This is a genomic window from Acaryochloris sp. IP29b_bin.148 (genome assembly GCF_028285565.1).
Taxonomy (GTDB): domain Bacteria; phylum Cyanobacteriota; class Cyanobacteriia; order Thermosynechococcales; family Thermosynechococcaceae; genus Acaryochloris.
Map to the genome: position 1 here is coordinate 1 of NZ_JANQOY010000126.1, position 3,849 is coordinate 3,849.

A 3,849-nucleotide genomic window follows, 5' to 3' on the forward strand; every position below is an offset into this window, starting at 1 on the left:
AACGGGGGCGCTCCTCAATGATGTGAAGGGGTTATGGGCCAAAATGACTCAGACGAAGCCGGGTTATGAGCGCGTCCCTTCTAAAAAAGATCAATAAAATATTCAGCAGATGGTTTCAAGCTGAGCAGTGTTGGCCTTACTGCAATCCAAATAGCTCGCATACTATGATGCGGGTACGTCTGGGTAGTTAAGATTCAGCGCCTGATTGGCCTGTAATACTATCGATCTGCAATGCTGTACTCTAGGGTGCAGTTTTAAGCTATGGTGCTTTGACAGGTTTATCCGTTTTCGTTGTCTGCGGTAGGGATTTTAAATCATGTTTTTTGGCATAGGCATTCGTCCGAACTGGCGACGCATAGGTCAACGGTGTATTTGTCTGTTGATCCTAGTATTGTGCTTATTGGGGCTGGGGACGTCTCAAGGTGCGATCGCAGGCATTAATGACGACGAATACGATGGCAATATTTTCATTCTCTATGCCAGTAATGCTGCCTTAATCCCACCGAAAGTCAATTTAGCAGCAGCGATGAGGAAAGAAATGCCCACGCTGATTATGTTTTATGCTGATGATAGCCAAGAGTGTAAACAAAACGCTTTGGTCTTGACGCAGCTGCAAGCGGAGTACAAACGGCAGCTAAACCTGATGCCATTGATGGTCGATGCCATTGATACTGGGCGCAGCTATGACCCTACAGATGCTCGGTATTACTATAACGGTCAGTTTGTGCCCCAGTTTGTGTTGGTGGATGCCGTAGGTCAAGCCGTTTTGGATCAGAATGGCAAGATGAGTTTTGAAGCGTTAGATGGACCCGTGAGAGACCTGTTGGGATTAGAGCCCAGAACCGAACCCTTGGTGCTGGATCGCCCCTTGTTTTCGCCTTCTCCCTCAGCTGATCAGACCTTCTTTGGTGAAGCATTAAGAGGGCTGCAAGACGCAGAACAAGAGTGATTCGAACGGGCTGTTCTCTAGTCGCTAAAATTGATTCGTAAGATCTGCGATCGCAGTCTAAACGGGCTTTTGAAATACCGAGAGTAGCACAGGGCCTAACAGTGGATGGTGCGCGTTACAGATTAGGCCAGCATGAGCCGCTAGATTCTCCCGCTGTTGGGAACTATAAAAATGCATGGGACCCCCTAGACCCGCCATATTTTGCCGGGTACCGAGTCCAAAGAAGGGGGTGTAGTCCACCAAATAAAATTGACCCTCGGGCTGGAGAATACGACCAATTTCCTTAAAAACCTGTTGGGGATCGGGATAATGCAAAAAACTGATGGTGCTAAAGGCAGCCCGAAACTGATGATCAGCAAAGGGCATTGCCTCACTGGCTCCTTGCACAAAAATTAAACGGGGGCGATGGCCGTTATGAGAGCGAGCCTGTCGCAGCATTTCTGGCGATAGATCCAGTCCGGTCCCCTGTAACTGAGGATATTGAGACGCTAAGCGGTTAAGAAGCTTTCCGGTTCCACAACCCATATCTAAAACAGCAGCGGGCGAATCGCTGGGTAAGTGCACATAGCTCAGTAACCGTTGATGAACGGCTTGATAAAACACCGTCGTGAATAACCAGTCGTAATTGGGAGCCCATCGATCAAAGACTCGGGTTTTAGCGGCGAGAACATCAGGGGTCATTGTTAGATCAGCGTTTATTTATGGTCATCCTAGCAAGGACGATCGATTCGTTAGCACTTTTTTTCAGGAAAGTCGTTGATAAAGGTTGACAGCCTGGGGAAGCAAACTGCTAAGATATTCGAGCCTGAAAAAAGTATCTTCACGTTGGGGCGTCGCCAAGCGGTAAGGCACCTGGTTTTGGTCCAGGCATTCGGAGGTTCGAATCCTTCCGCCCCAGTTTTTGAGATATCGCCAATCCATACAGGAAAAGCAAACGCTTTCCCTATATCGATGCTGGCGGCTTGATTCATTTACGGTCATGAGCTTGTCCCTACCCCGTACCCTAGCCCTGGATTTTGATGGTGTTCTTTGCAATGGCTTACAGGAATACTTTCTCACCACCTGGCGAGCCTATGGTCGGGTGTGGCCCACCTCAACCCCTGAGCCACCACCAGGATTAGCTGAGCAGTTCTATCGTCTGCGTCCGGTTATTGAGACGGGTTGGGAAATGCCGGTGCTGCTACGCGCGATTTTGAAGGGGTTTTCGGAATCGCAGGTCTTAGCAGACTGGGCAGCGATTCGCGATCGCATTGTTGCCGAGGAAGATCTGGATCGGAAAAGCTTAAGTCAGCAGGTCGATGGCGTGCGCGATCACTGGATTGCCACGGATCTTCAAAGCTGGTTGGCATTGCATACGTTTTATCCTGGCGTGATTTCCCAGCTCCAACGGCTCAGCCAGGATCTGGAACTGATGATTATCAGTACCAAAGAAAGTCGATTTATTTATACATTGCTTACGGATGCCGGTGTGGCGTTGTCCCGCAATCGCATTTATGGCAAGGATTGCCGCCGTCCCAAATATGAGACGTTACGGCTGTTGAAGCCAGAGGTGCCGGGTCCGATCTGGTTTGTAGAGGATCGATTAGCCGCCCTAGAGCAGGTTCACCAACAGTCCGATCTGGCAGGGGTGGGCTTGTTTCTGGGAGCGTGGGGATACAATACGGCGCGCGATCGCAACCTGGCCCAGAACGCTCCTCATATCCACCTCTTGGACCTGGAGGTGTTTTGCCAACCGCTATCGACTTGGATGGTATAGAAGGATTACCAATCAGGCGATTAAAGCTTTCACAACCCCCGCTAGCCCTGCAAGGAGCAACCCTAAGCTACTGAGAGATGCGATCGCAAAGCCAGGTCCCCGTTTCTCAGCCGCTTGATAATAGCCCCAAGCATAGAGGGTACGCCCTATCACCCATAACAGTCCTAAACCCGATCCCCAAATTGGGTTGAGATAGAGGCAAAAGATCCACAGGGCGGGTAAGAAAAAAATTAATTGCTCCAGCATATTTTGCTGAACTCTCAGCACTCGTTCAAAATCAGGATTCCCAGACATCTGAGGAGCAGGAATTCCATACTTTGCACGGGCGCGACCGACATTGATCGTAACCACAAAATACAGCAACAAGGCGAGGAGACTGACTAAGGCGGGCCAAGGTGACATGGATATACTTCCTTTTTGTGGTGGACAGGTTAAGAACTCAGCGGGATGATCAGCGATCGCCCCCCTAACCGAAGATTAAGATGCGGGTTCGCTCGGTTTGGGCACAAAGAACATACAGTCCTGGCAGGGACCATCTGGATTAATGGCACAGCGTAGTAATGCGGACTGAGCATTGTATTGACAGTTAACATCACCCACTCCCCCGGCTGGATTAAGCTCGCTAGAGATAAGGGGTTGGACGTACAAGGCGATGTGATGGAGCTGATAGTGATTAGCTTGGAGCCGATAGCGATGACGGCGTTCCAGTATAGTGTACTGCTGGCCCTCTAATTCCACAGGGGAGCCAGGCTGGGGAACACCCTCTAGATGAACATATCCCAAGGATCGTGGGGGTTGACAGAGATGGATTTCAGTAAGGATATTGGCTTGCTCCATATCCGGCATTTGGCGGTCTATTTATGTTAACGTACATCCTCAACTCGCCTAACTCAAGGTGGATGCCTCTATTGCAGTCTTTTCTAAAAGAAGTTGCTAATTAATAGAACAGGTTGAAGACAGTATCTAGCAGCTAACCGAAACTTCTGCAGATTCTTTGATGTTTCAGGATATTCGAGATGAACTGATCCTGCAAAATTGTTTTCTAACACGACTTGGAAGGTTAATAGTTGATCCGTGCTAGAACCACCTTAAGCCTTTCAACAGCATATTGAGCCATGTTTCCGCTAGTCGGCATCCCCAAAAC

At 49.3% G+C, this 3,849-nt stretch carries 5 protein-coding genes and 1 tRNA gene; 3 read left to right on the forward strand and 3 right to left on the reverse strand.

Annotated elements, in window-relative coordinates:
- The first annotated feature begins 316 nt into the window (after window positions 1-316).
- Entirely contained in the window at window positions 317-949 is a 633-nt protein-coding gene (locus Q0986_RS11770) for a thylakoid membrane photosystem I accumulation factor (RefSeq protein WP_299410280.1), read from the forward strand.
- 57 nt (window positions 950-1,006) lie between these two features.
- On the opposite strand, the gene Q0986_RS11775 is transcribed toward Q0986_RS11770, so the two are convergent.
- Window positions 1,007-1,630 (reverse strand): class I SAM-dependent methyltransferase, encoded by a 624-nt coding sequence (locus Q0986_RS11775; RefSeq protein ID WP_299410283.1) that lies wholly within the window; start codon window positions 1,628-1,630, stop codon window positions 1,007-1,009.
- 145 nt (window positions 1,631-1,775) lie between these two features.
- Here Q0986_RS11775 and Q0986_RS11780 point away from each other — a divergent pair.
- Together Q0986_RS11780 and Q0986_RS11785 are read left to right on the forward strand one after the other, a co-directional pair.
- Window positions 1,776-1,847: transfer RNA gene (locus tag Q0986_RS11780), tRNA-Gln, on the forward strand.
- Window positions 1,848-1,928: 81 nt separating this feature from the next.
- On the forward strand, window positions 1,929-2,705 hold the full coding sequence (locus tag Q0986_RS11785; RefSeq protein WP_299410286.1) for an HAD family hydrolase: 777 nt from the start codon (window positions 1,929-1,931) through the stop codon (window positions 2,703-2,705).
- Window positions 2,706-2,717: 12 nt separating this feature from the next.
- On the opposite strand, the gene Q0986_RS11790 is transcribed toward Q0986_RS11785, so the two are convergent.
- Both Q0986_RS11790 and Q0986_RS11795 read right to left on the reverse strand, forming a co-directional pair.
- The gene (locus tag Q0986_RS11790; RefSeq protein ID WP_299410288.1) at window positions 2,718-3,107 is read right to left on the reverse strand and encodes an MAPEG family protein; all 390 of its coding nucleotides are present in this window, start codon (window positions 3,105-3,107) and stop codon (window positions 2,718-2,720) included.
- Window positions 3,108-3,182: 75 nt separating this feature from the next.
- Window positions 3,183-3,551, reverse strand: coding sequence for a DUF6464 family protein (locus tag Q0986_RS11795; RefSeq protein WP_299410290.1), 369 nt, complete (start codon window positions 3,549-3,551; stop codon window positions 3,183-3,185).
- Window positions 3,552-3,849: the final 298 nt, after the last annotated feature.